Source organism: Thiothrix litoralis (genome assembly GCF_017901135.1).
GTDB lineage: Bacteria > Pseudomonadota > Gammaproteobacteria > Thiotrichales > Thiotrichaceae > Thiothrix > Thiothrix litoralis.
The window spans coordinates 1362279-1376887 of record NZ_CP072801.1 but is presented as its reverse complement, the minus strand read 5'-3'; the positions used below and the strand labels follow the sequence as shown (position 1 = coordinate 1376887).

Sequence of the window (14609 nt, the reverse complement as noted above, 5' to 3'; positions counted from 1 at the left end):
GGCTTAATCCCCTAATAATGCTTGTAAATTAGCTACATATGCACTGGCGGTCGCTTGCCGCTCTTCGGGTGTGACCACTTTTTTGTCTTCCCATTCCAGATGTTCTGGCGGTAATTCGTCAAGGAAACGGCTGGGTTCGACGGTGGAGGCTTCGCCGTAGCGCGAACGGGTTTTGGCGTAGCTGATGGTGAGGTTTTTCTGGGCGCGGGTAATGCCGACGTAGGCGAGGCGGCGTTCTTCCTGAATGCTTTGTTCGTCGACGCTGTTGGCGTGGGGCAGGAGTTCTTCTTCAACACCGACCAGAAACACGCTGGGGAATTCCAGCCCTTTGGCGGCGTGTAAGGTCATTAGGCTGACCGCATCCTGTTCTTTTTCTTCATTATTACGCTCCAGCATGTCAACCAGACTCATGTGGGCGATGATGTCGCTGAGGGTTTCTTTGCCTGCGCCATCGTCGTGGAGTTTGCGGATCCATTCGACGATTTCCCAGACGTTTTTCATGCGCGATTCGGCTTGTTTGGGGGTATTGCAGGTGTTTTTTAGCCAGTCTTCGTAGCCGATGTCATTGATGACTTGTTGGGTGATTTTGGTGGGGTCGGCATTTTCGGCGGCACGGGTGACTTCGTGCAGCCAGCCGCAGAAGGTTTCGATGCGCTGGGTGGCTTTGGCAGACACGCGCTGGGCAAAGCCGAGTTCTTGGGCGGCAGTGAGCAGGCTGGTTTTGCGTTCGTGGGCGTATTCACCGAGCTTTTCCAGCGTGGACGTGCCGATTTCGCGTTTGGGCGTGTTGATGATGCGCAGGAAGGCGGCATCGTCGTCGGGATTGCTGATCAGGCGCAGGTAGGCGAGGATGTCTTTGACTTCGGCGCGTGAGAAAAACGAGGTGCCACCGCTGATTTTGTAGGCGATATTGTTTTCGCGCAGGGCTTTTTCAAACAAGCGGCTTTGGTGATTGCCTCGGTAGAGGATGGCGAAATCCTTGAACTCAGCGCGGTCGCGGAAGCGGGATTTGAGGATTTCTCCGACAACTTTTTCGACTTCGTGTTCGGGGGTGCGGGCGGGCATGATACGGATCGGGTCGCCTTCGCCGAGGGTGCTCCACAGATTTTTCTCGAATAAATGTGGGTTATTGCCGATGAGTTTGTTGGCGCTTTGCAAGATGCGGCTGGTGGAACGGTAGTTTTGTTCCAGCTTGACGACCTTGAGCATGGGGTAATCTTGCTGTAATTGCGCAATGTTTTCCGGGCGTGCGCCGCGCCAAGCGTAGATGGATTGGTCGTCGTCGCCTACGGCAGTCAGTGCGCCACGAACGCCAGCCAGCAAGCGGATCAGGCGGTATTGGCAGGCGTTGGTGTCTTGGTATTCGTCGACTAGCAGGTAGCGTAATTTATTTTGCCAGTGTTGCAGGGCGTCGGGGTGTTGCTCGAACAATTGCACGGGTAGCACGATCAAGTCATCAAAGTCGACGGCGTTATAGGCTTTGATTTGACGCTGGTATTTTTCGTATAAAATCGCGGCGAGTTTTTCGTCGGTGGTATTGGCGAGCAGGGCGGCTTGCTCGATTGAGATGAAGTCGTTTTTCCAGCGGGAAATGATCCAGCGCAGGTTATCGGCTTCCTCCACATCTTCTTTGTGGGCGAGTTCTTTGAGGATGGCGGCACTGTCTTGCGCGTCGAGGATGCTGAAATTCTTTTTGTAGCCGAGGCGTTTGGCTTCGCGCTTGATGATATTGAGGCCAAGGGTGTGGAAGGTGGAAACGGTTAAGCCTTTGGCTTCTTCCTTGGTCAAGAGTTGCGTGGCGCGTTCGCGCATTTCGCGGGCGGCCTTGTTGGTGAAGGTGATCGCGGCGATTTGGTCGGCAGAATGCACGCCTTTGCGGATCATCCAGGCAATTTTCTGGGTGATCACACGGGTTTTGCCACTGCCTGCGCCCGCGAGGACGAGGAGGGGAGAGCCGAGGTGCGTGACCGCAGCTTGTTGTTCAGGGTTGAGTCCGTTCATGTTATTGGAATACTTTTTGGAGCCAGAGGGTGAATGCAGTGATGGCTGTGGAGTCGGCGCTGAATACACCCGATTGATAGGCTTTGCCTGCGGATGTACCGGGTTTCTTTTGCCATGCCAGTAGGGTGGAAAGGCGAGCTTTGGATAAGTGTGTGTCTTTAAACGTGCGTAAGTCGCCTAAATCACTGATAGCCGCGTCGGCTTTGCTTAGTAAGGATTGTTGCGCGGGATTACCTAAATTATCGAGCAGTAAATCTTCTAGCATTCCATCAGTGCTGTGGGTTGGCATGATCCATAAGCCAACAGATGGGATGCCTGCTTTGGTGTGTGGAAATATTTCGCCCTGACTAAATGGAGTCTGTAATGTTGGAATGATATAGCCATGTTGCTCTAATAATACCGTGATCTGTGCGCGGCGTTTGAGAAAACCATAACCATGAACAGATGAGTCTGCGTCTACAATAACGGCTAAATGCGTTATTTGTTTTTTGCTGAGACGAGTCAGAGCAAAAGGTAAAGCAATGGTGCGTAAGACATCAACGCCATCACTTTCTGCGTGTTGACATAAACTTCTAGGTGTTTCGGGTTCGATAGTTACATTTAGTTTAAGGGTGCAAATTAATTGCTGACAAAAATCTTTATCACTTTCACCTTCAACTAAAAGAATACGTTGGTCGGTCATTAACGAACCTCCATGCCAGATTGAACAATCCAGACAAGAGTCTTTTCATCGTAAACATCCGCAAGAATTTTTCCGTTGTCGGCAATTGCGGCACTGCGTCCCAGTGAAATGAGTTTGCCGTCAACTTCTTCATCTGCAAGCGATACCTTGCAAAATGCTTTCACTGTGTCTTCGCTATGAGTTGTCGCAAATACCTGAATATCAAGCTCCTTTGCTAACTTGAATAGCTTCTCCCACACATCTTCCTGAATCGAATAGTGCAAGCCATTTTCGAACTCGTCGATCATCAGATAGCCACCTTTGGCTTGATAAGCGTACAGGAATATTTGCAGTAGACGACTCATGCCTTCACCCATAGATTTTATAGAGCGAGCTTCTTCTTCGCCTGCAACAGAAACCATAGTCACTTGGTTTGTTGTGTAAAAAACATCGTCAATATTTTTATCTATAATCTGTAAGGCATTTTTTAGTAGCTGGTCTTTTTTTTGTATTCTTATTTTATCCCATGCCTTAGCTAATTCTTTTTCTGGATATATGGTTGTTTTGATGAAGGAAAATGTATGATTATCTTCGGGGAATAGTTGTTCGTGCACATGCTTTTCTGTAAGATTCTTGTCGTTTATCACTACACTAACATCCACACGACCATTTTGTGAGTGATGTTTATATTGAATATGGTTTTTTTTAGATGAATCCCCAATATAGGAATCTCCTTCTAAAATACTTAGGGTTTTTTTTGAAAATACTTCACCCCTCATTTTTGCAATATCCTTTAAAGCCTGTGAATGACCATGCTGTGAAAAAAGTGCAATAGCCTCCAACAACGTACTCTTCCCGCTATTGTTCTTCCCCACGATCAGATTTACCCGCCCCAGCGAGGGGATGGTGAGGTCTTCAAAGCAGCGGAAATTCTTGATGTGCAGGCTGTCGAGCATGGTGGTTGTCCTTCATCCATAAGTCTCCGAACTATAGCAAATTCCGGCTAGAGGCGTGAACAAGTGCATGTATAATCCCCATCATGACAACGATTGCAAGCCTTACCGATCTCAATTTTCACCATGTGCTGACAGAAACGCCCGGCGCGGCATTGGTGTTTTTCACCGCGCCCAACTGTGGGGCGTGTCGCAACCTCAAGATTGCACTGGAAAAATACCGGCGTGAGTTTCCAGCCTTACCCGTCTTCGAGGTGGATGCCGTCCACAATGGCGGGCTGGTGAACGCGCTGGAAATTTTCCATTTGCCCGCAATGTACCTGTATGTGGATGGGCATTATCACTGTGAACTCCATTCCGAACCACTGCCAGCGCGAATTCACGCAGCCATTCAGGCCGCACTGCAATTACCCGCCGAGGATGAGCCATGATCATTGATGCAGAAACCGGCCTGCTGGACGTTGCCCGCCAGTGTCCATCCCCCAACCACGATGAACGCCCGAATGGTTGTGTGCCGGAACTGATCGTGTTGCACAATATCAGCCTGCCACCCTACGAATTTGGCGGGAATTGGATCGACCAGCTCTTCACCAATCAACTCGACCCGACGGCACACCCGTTTTTTGCCGATATTTGCCATTTGCGGGTTGCCAGTCACTTGCTGATCCGACGTGAAGGTGAAATCGTGCAATACGTGCCGTTCCATTTACGGGCGTTTCACGCGGGCGTGTCGCAGTGGCGCGGGCGGGAGCGTTGCAATGACTTTTCCATCGGCATTGAAATCGAAGGCACTGATTTTGAAGCTTTCACCGAAGCCCAGTACCAACAGTTGGCGCAATTGCTGCCTGCACTGGTGGCTGCCTATCCGGGTTTGAGTATGCAGCACATTACCGGGCACGAACATATTGCACCGGGGCGCAAAACGGATCCCGGCGCATTTTTCGACTGGCAACGTTTGAGCAAGGTGCTGGCGGTGGACTTACCCGCCTCTGCAAGCAGTGAATGTCCGTTTGTTGTAGAAATACCACCGCCAGCATAAAAAAGATTCGATCAGCAAAGTATCGTGTCCTACCCTATACTGTACGAGTGTGGCTTGAATAATACAGTTAGCACAGCATTTACATCATCAAGTACAAACTAGGGAGTGTTTCATGAGTATGCAAAATTCAGGGTCAAAATCATTTATGCAGACACGCAGGAGTCTGCTGTTACTGCCGTTAGCCTTGTTGGTTGGGCGTGTGTTTGCCGAACCAGTGACACCAGCACCCGCAGCATTACCTGTCGGTACTTGCCCGCTAAACAGCGGTGGTCCCTCATTGTTGGGTACAAAATGGCGTTTATTTTCCGTTTATGGCAACAAAGTACCCATAGAACTGGATATCACCATGGAGGTTGGGGACAACGCTCTGAAAGGTTTCGCTGGTTGTAATGATTACACGGCTATATTCCAGCGGGTTGGCCATACGGGTTTCAAGATGACCAAGATTGAGCGAGGCGAGAAAGGTTGCCCGGTATTGTCGACGGGAGCAGGTTTGCCGACAATTAATGTCGGGAGCTGGGAAGGCAGCTATCTGCGGACGTTGGGGCGTGCAGGCAGTGTCCAGCAGGAAGGCAGTATGCTGCACTTTTTCAACATGAATGGCGAGCAGTCGGTGGTCTTTACTAGGCATTACGGTGACGGTGGCGTGGAAAGTACGACCCCGGCTGATGGTTCCGTTCCTGCTCCTGTACCCGCGCCTGCACCAGAACCGGCACCTCCTGCGACTTCCTGATGAAAACACGCTAGATTGAGGTTAAAAGGGTGGTATGATACAAGGCTTTTTTAGCTTCTAACGCGCAGGAGAAAAGCGGCATGTTTTCTAGCCAGATGAAAATCGCAGGTTATGACGATGAATTGTGGGATGCGATGCAGTCCGAAGTGCGTCGTCAAGAAGAGCACATTGAACTGATAGCTTCTGAAAACTACGCTAGCCCGCGTGTGATGGAAGCTCAGGGTTCTGTGTTAACCAATAAATACGCGGAAGGCTACCCCGCCAAGCGTTATTACGGTGGTTGCGAATACGTCGACAAAGCCGAGCAACTGGCTATTGACCGCGTCAAACAATTGTTTGGCGCGGATTATGCCAATGTGCAACCGCATTCCGGCTCACAGGCCAACGCAGCCGTGTACATGGCACTGCTGAACCCCGGTGATACCGTGCTGGGCATGAGCTTGGCACACGGTGGTCACTTGACCCACGGTGCAAAAGTCAACTTCTCCGGCAAAATCTACAACGCAGTGCAATATGGCATCACTGATGATGGCTACATTGACTACGCTGAAGTTGAGCGCCTGGCGGTTGAACACAAGCCCAAAATGATCGTGGCAGGCTTCTCGGCCTACTCTCGCGTGATTGACTGGAGCAAGTTCCGTGAAATCGCCGATAAAGTTGGTGCGTACCTGATGGTCGACATGGCACACGTTGCCGGTTTGGTGGCCGCTGGTGTATACCCTAACCCGGTGCAAATTGCTGATGTGACCACTTCCACGACGCACAAAACCTTGCGTGGCCCGCGTGGTGGTATCATTTTGGCGAAATCCAATCCTGATTTGGAAAAGAAGTTCAACTCACTGGTATTCCCCGGTATTCAAGGCGGCCCCTTGATGCACGTCATTGCTGCCAAAGCGGTGGCTTTCAAGGAAGCCCTCGAACCTGAATTTACCGTTTACCAGCAGCAAGTCGCCAAGAATGCCAACGTCATGGCAGAAACCCTGATTGCACGCGGTTATAAAATCGTCTCTGGTGGTACGGATAATCACCTGATGCTGGTTGACCTGATTGCCAAAGGCATTACCGGCAAGGCTGCGGATGCGGCGCTGGGTGCTGCGAACATCACCGTTAACAAGAACTCCGTGCCGAATGACCCGCAATCGCCTTTCGTCACCAGCGGTATCCGCGTGGGTACGCCTGCGATTACCACCCGTGGTTTCAAGGAAGCAGAATCCGCGCAACTGGCTAACTGGATGGCAGACGTGTTGGACAATGTGGAAGACACTGCCACGATCGAACGGGTGAAAGAGCAAGTGCTGGACATTTGCGCGCGCTTCCCGGTCTACAAGTCTACCTCGTTTGGCGATCACCCGGCGTAAGGCGTCATGCGATGCCCTTTTTGCGGTGCCGATGACACGCGGGTAGTCGATTCCCGCTTGGCGAACGAAGGCGATCAAGTGCGCCGTCGTCGCCGTTGCGTGGTATGCGATGAGCGCTTTACCACCTATGAAGTGGCGGAGTTGACTCTGCCACGTGTGATCAAATCCAATGCCGCCCGCGAACCGTTTAACGACGACAAATTGCGTGGCGGCATTATGCGTGCGCTGGAAAAACGCCCGGTATCCATTGAAAGTATCGAGGCCGCTCTCAGCCATATTCGCAAAACCATCCTGATTAGCGGCGAACGCGAAGTGCCATCCTCCATGATTGGCGAGCTGGTGATGCATGAGTTACGCCGATTAGATGAAGTTGCCTACATTCGTTTCGCTTCCGTTTACCGGCGTTTTGACGATATTGAAGAATTCCGCAGCATGATCGAACATCTGGAAAATGATCAGGCATGAATTTTACCCCCGACGACCACCGTTACATGGCACGGGCGCTGCAACTGGCGCGACGCGGGCTTTACACGACCCAACCTAACCCACGCGTGGGTTGTGTGATCGTGCGTGATGGGCAAATCGTCGGCGAAGGCTGGCACGAACGTGTCGGTGAACCACACGCCGAAGTCCACGCCTTACGCATGGCGGGTGAAGCCGCTCGCGGAGCTGCTGCTTATGTAACCCTCGAACCCTGTTCCCATTACGGGCGCACGCCGCCGTGTGCCAATGCTTTGGTGCAAGCAGGTGTGGCGCGGGTTGTTGCCGCAATGGTTGACCCCAACCCGCTGGTGGCTGGCAAAGGTTTACAGATGCTGCAACAGGCTGGCATTACCACCGCGGCGGGATTGCTGGAAAGTGAAGCACGCGCCCTCAACCCCGGTTTCATTTCGCGCATGGAACGCAACCGCCCCTACATCCGCCTGAAAATGGCGATGAGCCTTGACGGACGTACCGCGATGGAATCCGGCGAAAGCGTGTGGATCACGGGTGAAGCTGCGCGGCGGGATGTGCAATTACTACGGGCGCAAGCAGGCGCAATCCTCACAGGTATCGGCACAGTGCTGGCGGATAACCCTTTGCTCAACGTGCGCCTGAGTGCCGATGAACTGGGGATTAGCGGTGAAGTGCGCCAGCCTACACGGGTAGTGCTCGACTCTGCGTTACAATTCCCCTTGAACGCTGCCATGCTCACCTTACCGGGTGACATTCTCCTGTACACCTGTAGCGCTGATGTGCAAAAAATAGCGCAACTGGAAAAAGCCGGGGCAAAAGTCCGGCATTTTTCCGGCAACACGTTGCAACTGTCCGACGTCATGACTGCTTTGGTGGAGGATGGCATTAGCGAAGTTCACGTCGAAGCGGGGGCAACCCTCGGCGGTGCGCTGGTCGAACAGGGTTTTGCTGACGAGTTGGTGATTTACCTTGCCCCGCACCTGATGGGTTCCAGCGCCCGCGCCTTGTTCAATTTGCCACATATTGCGCAGATGAGTGAGCGCATTCCGTTGGAAATTCGTGATATTCGCGCAGTAGGGCAAGATTGGCGTATTATTGCCAGCCTGCAAACCAGAGGTTAAAAACGGATGTTTACCGGCATTATCGAATCCATTGGCACGATCCGCGACATGCAGCCCAAAGGCGGCGACATGCGCTTGACCCTTGCGACCGGCAAATTGGACATGAGTGATGTTGCCCTCGGCGACAGCATTGCGGTGAATGGTGTGTGTTTGACGGCGATTGCCTTTGATAGCAGCAGTTTCAGCGCTGACGTTTCCCGCGAAACCTTATCCCTGACCAGCCTTGGCAATCTGTCACGTGGCTCGAAAGTGAATCTGGAAAAAGCCCTGACCCTGCAAACCCGTCTCGGTGGACATTTGGTCAGCGGTCACGTCGATGGTTTGGGTGAAATCATCAGCCGTCACGACGATGCGCGTTCGGTGCGTTTCAGCATCCGCGCCCCGGATAGCCTCGCCAAATACATTTCGGCGAAAGGCTCGATCACGGTCGATGGCACCAGCCTCACCGTCAACAAGGTCGATGGCAGCACCTTTGAACTCAATATCGTCCCGCACACGCTGGAGGAAACCATCATCGCCGACTACCGCAGCGGCACGAAGGTGAATCTGGAGGTCGATGTCATTGCCCGTTACCTTGAGCGCCTGCTGCTGGGCGACAAAGCTGCATATCCGACCACGGGTGGCGGTATTACTGAAGCATTCCTCGCCGAACACGGCTTTATGAAGTGAGAAACCATGCAATTCAACACCACAGAAGAGATTCTTAAAGACCTCGCAGAAGGCAAAATGGTCGTTATCGTTGACGACGAAGACCGCGAAAACGAAGGCGACCTGTTGATGGTGGCCTCCCTGACACGCCCGGAAGACATCAACTTCATGGCCAAGGAAGGGCGTGGTCTGGTGTGCCTGACCCTGACCCGTGAACGCTGCAAACAGTTGAATTTGCCGCTGATGATTTCCGGGACGGATGAAGCACACAGCACCAACTTCACCATTTCGATTGAAGCGGCGGAAGGTGTCACCACCGGCATTTCAGCTTACGACCGTGCCCACACCATCCGCACTGCTGTTGCGCCGAATGCCTTGCCTGCCGACATTGAGCAGCCGGGGCATATTTTCCCGCTGATGGCGCAGCCAGGTGGGGTGCTGACTCGCGCAGGCCATACCGAAGCCGGTTGTGATTATGCGCGTTTGGCAGGTTTCGAGCCTGCGGCGACGATTGTGGAAATCCTCAACGAAGATGGCACGATGGCTCGCCGCCCCGATCTGGAAATTTTCGCCGAAAAGCACGGCCTGAAAATGGGCAGTATCGAAGACCTGATCCGTTATCGGGTACAGCACGAAAAAAGCATCGAGCGCGTGTTTGAAAAAGAAGTGCAAACCGAATACGGCCCTTTCCATCTGGTGGCTTATAAGGAATTGGCTAAGCAAGATATTCATCTGGCATTGGTCAAGGGCGAAATCGGCGCTGATGATACCGTGATGGTGCGGGTGCATTTGGAAAATGAATTATGTGACCTGTTGGCCTTGACCGAACCGGGCTGCGGTTGGCCGTTACGCGGGGTGATGCAGCGTATTCAGGAAGAAGGCAAAGGCGTTATTGTCATCCTGCGCGAGCCTATTCAGCCACAAGATGTGTTAAATCGCTTGAAAGGGTTTGAATCTCAACCAGTTGTACAGGACAATACTCGTTCTTCTCCGGCTGAATTAAAAACCTACGGGATCGGGGCGCAAATCCTCTCTGACCTCGGTGTCCACCGGATGCTTGTGATGAGTGCTCCACGGCGTTTGCATGGCATTGCCGGTTTTGGTCTGGAAATTGTTGATTATATTCAGGATTAAGTAACTCCTTACCCCAGGGTTACGTGATTGTTCTTTAAAATTGAGTTTAGGATGGTTCAATGAGCTTCAATGTCATCGAAGGTGATTTTGCCCCACAGGAAGCCAAATACGGCATCGTCGTTGCGCGTTTCAATGGTTTTATCGTCGAAAGCCTGCTGTCAGGCGCGATTGATGCCCTCAAACGTCATGGCGGCGTGAAAGAGGAAGACATCGACGTGGTGCGCGTTCCGGGCGCTTATGAGTTGCCACTGGTGGCACAAGCGATGGCGGCCAATGGTGATTACGATGCCATTATTGCACTGGGTGCAGTGATTCGTGGCAGCACGCCGCATTTCGACTTCGTGGCAGGCGAAGCCTCCAAAGGTCTGGCACAAGTGGGCTTGAGCCATGAACTGCCCGTTATTTTCGGCGTTTTGACGACCGATACCATCGAACAATCCATCGAACGGGCAGGCACTAAAGCAGGCAACAAAGGCGCAGAAGCCGCTTTGTCAGCACTGGAAATGGTGTCCTTGTTACGTAAGATCAGGAAAACAGCATAACATGGCAGGACACAAACCCCTTTCGGAGTCCCAGCAACTGATTGCCCGTCGTCGCGTTTCGCGGCGGCTGGCCATGCAAGGGGCTTACCAGTGGTTGATTACGGGCAACAGTTTTCAGGAAATTTACCTGTATTTTCAGGAAGAGCTGGAGCTGGCAGCGGATTTCCGCAAGTCTGACACGGCTTTTTTCCACAAGTTGCTACGTTGCGCGATTGAAGGGGGCGCAGAACTAGAAGCCCGCATTTCTCCGCATCTTGACCGTTCCTTGGCACAAGTTGACCCGATTGAACACGCTGTTTTGCGGGTAGCGACCTGTGAATTGCTCAATCACCTCGAAACACCTTACAAGGTGGTGGTGAACGAGTACGTCAATCTGGCGAAAAAGTATGGCGCGGAACAGGCACACAAGTTTATCAATGGCGTGCTGGATAAGGTGGCAACCGAGATCCGCCCTTTTGAGTCCCAAGCCAATCGCAAATAAGCGGCACTGCAAAAACCTTCCATCGGCTCTACACATTTTCTGCACATCTGCGCGTTATGCTTATCACGGCATTTAAATAAACGATAAACAGGAGTGTGGCGCAACATGAGCCTTAAAACAGAAACCATTAACCACGATAACAAACTCTCCCTGCTGTTCCGGCAGGGTGTACGTTCGCGGCGTGCCTGCGGGTGTGCCCCGGAAATGCCGCGCGAAGAGCGGATGCAGCGCTGGCAGCATCGGTTGGAAAAGCTGTTTGCACGGCAGGTGTATTGAAGCGAAAGCATACCGAGAAGAAAATCCCCCTCCATCCCCCTTTTTCAAAGGGGGAGGTTAGAGCGGGTTTAGTCAATTAAACATGGCATTCAGCAGCTAACGGTTATGTCTCATAGGGTTGCAATTCATGAAGGAATATTGTGGTGATTGTTTTATGCCCATTCTGAAACCACAAAGTTCTATAAAATCTGCTAAGATGCAATGTACCTGCATAACGTAGTACAGAGGTATCAAGCCATGCACGCCATTGCCATCCGCGAACTGCGGAATAATCCAGCCAGCCTGACGCGTTCGCTAGAACAAAACGAATACGTTTTCATCACTAAACACGGTAAGCCGATTGGTGTTGCCATTCCATTGACGGATGAAAACCTGCAAATTGGTTTGACCAAAGCAACCGCCTTACAAGCATGGCGCAACGGTGATATTTCTTTGGGGAAAATGGCAGAACTGGTACATATGGAGAAGCGAGAGCTACGTCATGTACTCTCCAGCATGGGTTTGCCAATGATTGATTATCCGGCTGATGAGGTATCAGCAGAAATTGACTTCCTTTTGCAAGCTGATCCCGTATGAAGGAATTGATTGTTGCTGACAGTTCTCCGCTGATTACGCTTCTCAACATAGGGCGTTTTAACCTGTTGGGGAAATTGTTTACCCATATCATTGTTCCATCAATGGTTGCGGAGGAAGTGGGTAGGGGGGAAACCAGTGATTCTGTGTGGTTTACCATGCAACAATCTGGGTTCGTGCGTTTAGTCATATTGCCAGCCGACCAACGTTTGTCTGTACTGTTGTTGCAGATTGATCCCGGTGAGTCAGAAGCTATACTGCTTGCTGATCAACTCAAGTTACCCTTGCTTATTGACGATAAAGCGGGGCGTAAGATGGCAAGTTTGATGGGGTTGAAAATTACCGGATTAGTAGGCATTTTGGGAGCGCTTAAAAAACAGGGCGAGATTACTTCTACAGAAATGCCTGAAATTTTGGACGCTCTGGAAAACGTAGAATTCCGTTTAAGCGTCGATTTAAAACGTCGTTTGCTTGAATAAGGAGGATATCAATGCCTGATCTCTTCCTCAGCTACGCCCACGTCGACAAACACTGGGTAGACACCTTCGCCCCGCAGCTCGAACAGCGCATCAACCAGTACGCAGGCCGCGCCAAACCCGACCGCATCTGGAAAGACAACCGCTTCGCCAGCAAGGCTCTCACCCAATTCCTCGGCTCCCGCTTCTGGTGGCAAGAGGCCAACAGCAAACGTACCTATCCGCTTAACCCCGGCGAACCCGGTTTTGAAAAATGCCTGATTGATCTGGCAAAAGACATCGCTGCCCTGCTGCGGGGAGAAAATCTCCCTCAAGCTGCTTCAGCCTCTTCCCTCCTTTGCAAAAGAGAGGCTGGAGGGGATTTTCTTCGTAACTGTTCACGGGCTTGCAACTGCCAGAGTCTGAGCTATGCTTGAAAGATGAACGAGCTAACGATCACCACCGATTTTACTGATATTGCGTTGCCAACCGATTTGGCAGCTTCTCAGCAGCTTAACCGTGATCTGCTGACGTTGGTGGTTGCGTTGCAGGCACGGGTAAAACAACTGGAAGCGGAACTGACAGAACTGAAAGAACGCCTGAATGACTCCTCCGCCACCTCCTCTAACCCCCCGTCACGTGACACGCCCGAACAACGCGCCCAACGCGAGCGCAAACCGAAAAGCCCGTTAAAACGCGGCGGTCAGCCAGGACACAGCAAACATGAACGCGCCTTGGTGGAGGAATCACGCCTGGATGCTATCCAGCATTACTATCCCGAAGGCTGTTGCCGTTGTGGTGGTCATCTGGTGCTGGAAACCACGCCGAGCCAGCGTCATCAGGTATTTGACCTACCGGAAGTTGCTTATCAAGTAACGGAACACCGCCTGTATGCGGGTACGTGTAGTTGCTGCGGGAAACGTCAGGTAGCCGAGTTACCCGAAGACATCCCCAGCGGGCAGATGGGTGCTGGCTTGATCAGTTGGATCACCCTGATGAACGGGGCGTGCCGCCTGTCCACGCGGCAAATCCAGTTACTGCTGGAAGAACAATGGCAGTTATCCTTCAGTAGCGGTGCGATCAGTGAGGCTACTGCCCCCGTCAGCCGTTGGTTAGCACCCTTATATGCTCAGGCGGGTGATGCGGTGCGTAGCAGCCCGGTGGTAAACGCGGATGAAACCAGTCACTACCGTGGGCGCGAACGTGAATGGTTATGGGTGATGTGTTCGCCACAGGTGGTGTACTTCATGACGCATTACTCACGCGGCAAAGGTGCAGCGGACGAATTGCTGGGAAAATTCAATGGCGTACTCGTGACCGACCAGCACGGCGGCTATAATCACCACCCCAATGAACGACGGCAACTGTGCTGGGCGCACATTATCCGTAAGTTCAAAAAAATAGCACAACGTTACGGGCGTGCAGGCATCTTAGGGAAGCGTTTGCTGCGTCTGGCACGCCTGATTGTCCACTTGCATAACCGCAAGCTCGCAGGTGCTTACTCGGACAGGTTGTACCGGCAACGCATGGATAAACTCCGCGAAGCCTTCCGCCAGACATTGGTAGCAGGTAGCGGCTTACGTCAAGCACAACATCCTGATAAGCCGACTAAAACCGCCAACCAGTGCCAACGCTTACGGGATGATGACCTGATGTTATGGACATTTTTGCGTCATTCCGGTGTTCCTCTGACCAACAATGCTGCCGAACGGGCTATCCGCCCCTATGTCATCTGGCGTAAGACCAGCTTTTTTAGCCAATCTTTCCGAGGTGATCAATTCCGCCCGTTAATACTGACTATCGTGGAAACCTGCAAACGCCTAGGTATCAGCGCTTACCGAATTATCCGCCAAGCGTGTCAGCAGGCATTGGCTAAAAAGCCGGTGACGGTGCGTTTGCCTATTCCCCCTCCGCGAGTATTGAATCCGGTGACTGGACTTATTGCCGCTTAAGGGGGCTGCTCCGTGAACAGTTACATTTTCTTCAACAAAAACGCGAATCCCTGGAAAAACGCCGCGCCTTGTTGCACGAACTCCTCACCCGCCAGCAGGAAGAACTCACCTTCGCCGACGACCCCAAGCGCCAGATGCGCCTCGAACGCGACATCAACGCCACCACCGCCCGTCTTGCCCAAGTAGAAACTGAACTTGCCCGCTACTCATGAGGCGGGTCGGGGTT

General features: G+C 52.2%; 19 protein-coding genes. 16 read left to right on the top strand and 3 right to left on the bottom strand.

What is annotated here, in order from left to right; all coding sequences use genetic code 11:
- Positions 1-3: 3 nt before the first annotated feature.
- The 3 genes from rep to J9253_RS06610 are packed head-to-tail and all read right to left on the bottom strand — an operon-like array spanning position 4 to position 3618.
- Positions 4-2001 (bottom strand): DNA helicase Rep, encoded by a 1998-nt coding sequence (gene rep / locus J9253_RS06620; RefSeq protein WP_210223856.1) that lies wholly within the window; start codon positions 1999-2001, stop codon positions 4-6.
- Between the two features lies 1 nt (position 2002).
- Positions 2003-2683 (bottom strand): DUF3226 domain-containing protein, encoded by a 681-nt coding sequence (locus tag J9253_RS06615; RefSeq protein WP_210223855.1) that lies wholly within the window; start codon positions 2681-2683, stop codon positions 2003-2005.
- Positions 2683-3618, bottom strand: coding sequence for an AAA family ATPase (locus tag J9253_RS06610; protein WP_210223854.1), 936 nt, complete (start codon positions 3616-3618; stop codon positions 2683-2685). The genes J9253_RS06615 and J9253_RS06610 overlap by 1 nt, the downstream gene beginning before the upstream one ends.
- A gap of 83 nt (positions 3619-3701) precedes the next feature.
- Here J9253_RS06610 and J9253_RS06605 point away from each other — a divergent pair, with 83 nt between their 5' ends.
- From J9253_RS06605 to J9253_RS06530, 16 genes are all read left to right on the top strand, one after another.
- Positions 3702-4046 carry a thioredoxin family protein gene (locus J9253_RS06605; protein ID WP_228291523.1) on the top strand — a complete coding sequence of 115 codons (345 nt, stop codon included), beginning with the start codon at positions 3702-3704 and terminating at the stop codon, positions 4044-4046.
- Positions 4043-4654 carry a 1,6-anhydro-N-acetylmuramyl-L-alanine amidase AmpD gene (ampD, locus tag J9253_RS06600; protein ID WP_210223853.1) on the top strand — a complete coding sequence of 204 codons (612 nt, stop codon included), beginning with the start codon at positions 4043-4045 and terminating at the stop codon, positions 4652-4654. The genes J9253_RS06605 and ampD overlap by 4 nt, the downstream gene beginning before the upstream one ends.
- 145 nt (positions 4655-4799) lie before the next feature.
- Positions 4800-5387, top strand: a complete 588-nt coding sequence (locus J9253_RS06595; RefSeq protein ID WP_228291522.1) for an META domain-containing protein — start codon at positions 4800-4802, stop codon at positions 5385-5387.
- Between the two features lie 80 nt (positions 5388-5467).
- On the top strand, positions 5468-6745 hold the full coding sequence (glyA, locus tag J9253_RS06590; protein ID WP_210223851.1) for a serine hydroxymethyltransferase: 1278 nt from the start codon (positions 5468-5470) through the stop codon (positions 6743-6745).
- A 6-nt stretch (positions 6746-6751) separates the two neighbouring features.
- Positions 6752-7210, top strand: coding sequence for a transcriptional regulator NrdR (gene nrdR, locus J9253_RS06585; protein WP_028488041.1), 459 nt, complete (start codon positions 6752-6754; stop codon positions 7208-7210).
- Entirely contained in the window at positions 7207-8322 is a 1116-nt protein-coding gene (ribD, locus tag J9253_RS06580; protein ID WP_228291521.1) for a bifunctional diaminohydroxyphosphoribosylaminopyrimidine deaminase/5-amino-6-(5-phosphoribosylamino)uracil reductase RibD, read from the top strand. Before nrdR ends, ribD begins: the two co-directional genes overlap by 4 nt.
- Before the next feature lie 6 nt (positions 8323-8328).
- The gene (locus J9253_RS06575; RefSeq protein ID WP_028488043.1) at positions 8329-8991 is read left to right on the top strand and encodes a riboflavin synthase; all 663 of its coding nucleotides are present in this window, start codon (positions 8329-8331) and stop codon (positions 8989-8991) included.
- A gap of 6 nt (positions 8992-8997) precedes the next feature.
- Positions 8998-10104 (top strand): 3,4-dihydroxy-2-butanone-4-phosphate synthase, encoded by a 1107-nt coding sequence (gene ribB, locus J9253_RS06570; RefSeq protein WP_028488044.1) that lies wholly within the window; start codon positions 8998-9000, stop codon positions 10102-10104.
- A 59-nt stretch (positions 10105-10163) separates the two neighbouring features.
- Positions 10164-10646 carry a 6,7-dimethyl-8-ribityllumazine synthase gene (ribH, locus tag J9253_RS06565; protein WP_028488045.1) on the top strand — a complete coding sequence of 161 codons (483 nt, stop codon included), beginning with the start codon at positions 10164-10166 and terminating at the stop codon, positions 10644-10646.
- Between the two features lies 1 nt (position 10647).
- The gene (gene nusB / locus J9253_RS06560; protein ID WP_210223850.1) at positions 10648-11127 is read left to right on the top strand and encodes a transcription antitermination factor NusB; all 480 of its coding nucleotides are present in this window, start codon (positions 10648-10650) and stop codon (positions 11125-11127) included.
- A 105-nt stretch (positions 11128-11232) separates the two neighbouring features.
- Positions 11233-11403, top strand: coding sequence for a hypothetical protein (locus J9253_RS06555; RefSeq protein WP_210223849.1), 171 nt, complete (start codon positions 11233-11235; stop codon positions 11401-11403).
- 237 nt (positions 11404-11640) lie between these two features.
- On the top strand, positions 11641-11979 hold the full coding sequence (locus tag J9253_RS06550) for a UPF0175 family protein (protein ID WP_210223848.1): 339 nt from the start codon (positions 11641-11643) through the stop codon (positions 11977-11979).
- On the top strand, positions 11976-12455 hold the full coding sequence (locus J9253_RS06545) for a DUF3368 domain-containing protein (RefSeq protein ID WP_210223847.1): 480 nt from the start codon (positions 11976-11978) through the stop codon (positions 12453-12455). The genes J9253_RS06550 and J9253_RS06545 overlap by 4 nt, the downstream gene beginning before the upstream one ends.
- An 11-nt stretch (positions 12456-12466) precedes the next feature.
- Positions 12467-12868, top strand: a complete 402-nt coding sequence (locus tag J9253_RS06540) for a hypothetical protein (RefSeq protein ID WP_210223846.1) — start codon at positions 12467-12469, stop codon at positions 12866-12868.
- A 3-nt stretch (positions 12869-12871) separates the two neighbouring features.
- Entirely contained in the window at positions 12872-14383 is a 1512-nt protein-coding gene (gene tnpC / locus J9253_RS06535; RefSeq protein WP_228291520.1) for an IS66 family transposase, read from the top strand.
- A gap of 68 nt (positions 14384-14451) precedes the next feature.
- On the top strand, positions 14452-14595 hold the full coding sequence (locus J9253_RS06530) for a hypothetical protein (RefSeq protein ID WP_210223845.1): 144 nt from the start codon (positions 14452-14454) through the stop codon (positions 14593-14595).
- Positions 14596-14609: the final 14 nt, after the last annotated feature.

Coding starts and splice junctions, on each gene's coding strand:
- J9253_RS06605 (WP_228291523.1), top strand. CDS start 3,702: ATGACAACGATTGCAAGCCTTACCGATCTCAATTTTCACCATGTGCTG.
- glyA (WP_210223851.1), top strand. CDS start 5,468: ATGTTTTCTAGCCAGATGAAAATCGCAGGTTATGACGATGAATTGTGG.
- J9253_RS06555 (WP_210223849.1), top strand. CDS start 11,233: ATGAGCCTTAAAACAGAAACCATTAACCACGATAACAAACTCTCCCTG.
- ribH (WP_028488045.1), top strand. CDS start 10,164: ATGAGCTTCAATGTCATCGAAGGTGATTTTGCCCCACAGGAAGCCAAA.
- nusB (WP_210223850.1), top strand. CDS start 10,648: ATGGCAGGACACAAACCCCTTTCGGAGTCCCAGCAACTGATTGCCCGT.
- J9253_RS06575 (WP_028488043.1), top strand. CDS start 8,329: ATGTTTACCGGCATTATCGAATCCATTGGCACGATCCGCGACATGCAG.
- rep (WP_210223856.1), bottom strand. CDS start 2,001: ATGAACGGACTCAACCCTGAACAACAAGCTGCGGTCACGCACCTCGGC.
- J9253_RS06545 (WP_210223847.1), top strand. CDS start 11,976: ATGAAGGAATTGATTGTTGCTGACAGTTCTCCGCTGATTACGCTTCTC.
- ampD (WP_210223853.1), top strand. CDS start 4,043: ATGATCATTGATGCAGAAACCGGCCTGCTGGACGTTGCCCGCCAGTGT.
- J9253_RS06615 (WP_210223855.1), bottom strand. CDS start 2,683: ATGACCGACCAACGTATTCTTTTAGTTGAAGGTGAAAGTGATAAAGAT.
- ribB (WP_028488044.1), top strand. CDS start 8,998: ATGCAATTCAACACCACAGAAGAGATTCTTAAAGACCTCGCAGAAGGC.
- J9253_RS06550 (WP_210223848.1), top strand. CDS start 11,641: ATGCACGCCATTGCCATCCGCGAACTGCGGAATAATCCAGCCAGCCTG.
- ribD (WP_228291521.1), top strand. CDS start 7,207: ATGAATTTTACCCCCGACGACCACCGTTACATGGCACGGGCGCTGCAA.
- J9253_RS06595 (WP_228291522.1), top strand. CDS start 4,800: ATGCAGACACGCAGGAGTCTGCTGTTACTGCCGTTAGCCTTGTTGGTT.
- J9253_RS06540 (WP_210223846.1), top strand. CDS start 12,467: ATGCCTGATCTCTTCCTCAGCTACGCCCACGTCGACAAACACTGGGTA.
- nrdR (WP_028488041.1), top strand. CDS start 6,752: ATGCGATGCCCTTTTTGCGGTGCCGATGACACGCGGGTAGTCGATTCC.
- J9253_RS06610 (WP_210223854.1), bottom strand. CDS start 3,618: ATGCTCGACAGCCTGCACATCAAGAATTTCCGCTGCTTTGAAGACCTC.
- tnpC (WP_228291520.1), top strand. CDS start 12,872: ATGAACGAGCTAACGATCACCACCGATTTTACTGATATTGCGTTGCCA.